Origin of the sequence: Sphaerochaeta sp. UBA5836 (genome assembly GCF_002432845.1) — a bacterium.
Taxonomy (GTDB): Bacteria; Spirochaetota; Spirochaetia; order Sphaerochaetales; family Sphaerochaetaceae; genus Sphaerochaeta.
Genome location: NZ_DJGW01000029.1, coordinates 24,097 through 24,800, shown reverse-complemented (window position 1 = coordinate 24,800; position 704 = coordinate 24,097). Strand labels below are relative to the sequence as shown.

The 704-nt window shown below is 50.0% G+C and carries 1 other RNA gene; it reads left to right on the top strand.

What is annotated here, in order from left to right:
- Nucleotides 1-125 precede the first annotated feature (125 nt).
- Nucleotides 126-503: a transfer-messenger RNA gene (ssrA, locus tag B3F49_RS02415) on the top strand.
- The last annotated feature ends 201 nt before the right edge of the window (nucleotides 504-704 follow it).

Genomic DNA, 704 nt, shown 5'->3' with positions numbered 1-704 from the left:
CGTACTGACCAAAGCATCCTTGTGATCACTGACTGCGTATGGGCTAATCAGGGAGGGGCAACCCCTCCCTTGATTATTTGCTCGGATATGAGTATAGTAGTAATACCTCAATGGAGTAATCCAAAGGGGGTGTTTCGGTTTCGACTGGCGGAAGATCAGGCCAGGGGCTGCAAGCGGAGCGCCAACTCCTGAAACTAGCAAAAACAATTAACTGCCAAAAAAGAAGACGAAGTCTCCTTCGACGCAGAATACGCCCTCGCTGCTTAACAGCACGATGACGTACAGGTCCGAATACTGCCGCTCTTAAGTATCGGGAGCCTGTAAAAGTAAGGGCTAACCCTTTCTAAGGCCTATGGAGGAAGGGAACACTACAGTAGGATACAGAAGATGTACGTTTTGCCCGTGAACCTGACGTCTTCTGGAAATATTGATCACAGGCTAAGCTTGTAGACGTCACTGGGTGGCACGTTAGGACGGGGGTTCGAATCCCCCCACCTCCAAAACACCGAGACCGGATTACTCAATGCATGAGTGGTCCGGTTTCTTTTGGTCCACCTTCAGTGGGCGACATAAGAAAGGATAGGTATGATACTTCCCCTGTTGGCCGTTCTCTTCGGCTTGATCGTCCTGGTAATCAGTTCCGATCGTTTTGTTGATGGTGCTGCCGCGACAGCCCGATATTTTGGAATGCCTTCCTTGCTCAT